Raw genomic sequence first — 1158 nt, forward strand, 5'->3', positions numbered from 1 at the left:
CGGCTGCGGCAGACGCAGATCCGCGAGGGCTGGCACCGCACCGACGAACCCGCACCCGCCCCGAATCCGGCCACCGACGCACAACGCGAGTTGATCCTGCTGCGGGCTCACCTGGAGTTCGCCCGCGATGAGGCCCAACGCGCGGCGCAGTTCGACCAGGTGCCCGCCATCGATGAGGCGATCGGGGAGGTAGAGGAAGCCATCGCCGCCGAAGGACTCCGCGGCGCCGTCGCCCCACCCCACAACCAGGACGACGACAACCACGGACGCCGCAAACGCTCCACCCGCCGCCGTCAAGACGCGCCGGACCTGCCGCGCAAGAAGGTGGAGCCGCGCACCGTGGGGAAGGTCTACACCGCCCCCGACGGCACCGAACACCGGCCGTCGATGTGGCTGTCACTCACCCTGGACACCTACGGGCGGGTGCTGCCCGACGGCACCCCCGTCAACCCCGACACCTACGACTACCGACGCGCCGCCTGGGACGCGGTCCACTTCGCCCGGCTCCTCGACCGGTTCTGGCAGAACCTGCGCCGCTGCGTCGGCTGGAACGTCCAGTACGCCGGCTGCGTCGAGCCCCAACGCAGGCTCGCCCCCCACGCCCACTTCGCCATCCGCGGCACCATCCCGCGCGCCGTGCTGCGACAGGTCGCCGCCGCCACCTACCACCAGGTCTGGTGGCCCGCTGCTGACGAACCCGTCTACACCCTCGATCGGCCACCCGTCTGGGACACCGACCGCGCCGAATGGGTCGACCCCGACACCCGGGAACCGCTGACCTCGTGGGCTGACGCCCTGGATCTCATCGACACCGACCCGGACGCACAACCGGCTCACGTGGTCCGCTTCGGATCGCAGGTCCATGCCGAGGGCGTCACCCCGGGCACGGTTCACGCCAACCGCACGATCGGCTACATCACGAAGTACATCACCAAGAGTGCGGCCGACTGCCACAAGCCCGATACCGACCGGCAGCGGGACCACCTCGACCGGCTGTGGCACGAGCTGCGGGTGACGCCGTGCAATGAGCGGTGCGCGAATTGGCTGCTCTACGGCATCCAGCCGAAGAAGGCACACGGACGTCTGCAAGCCGGCCGCTGCAAAGGCAAGGTCCACCAGCGGGCCACCCTCGGCATCGGCGGCCGACGCATCCTCGTC

The 1158-nt window shown here is 70.3% G+C and carries 1 protein-coding gene; it reads left to right on the top strand.

What is annotated here, in order from left to right:
• On the top strand, positions 1–1158 hold a 1158-nt coding region (locus BBK14_RS15480; RefSeq protein WP_071063171.1), incomplete at both ends, for a replication initiator.

Source organism: Parafrankia soli (assembly GCF_001854695.1).
Classification (GTDB): Bacteria; Actinomycetota; Actinomycetes; order Frankiales; family Frankiaceae; genus Parafrankia; species Parafrankia soli.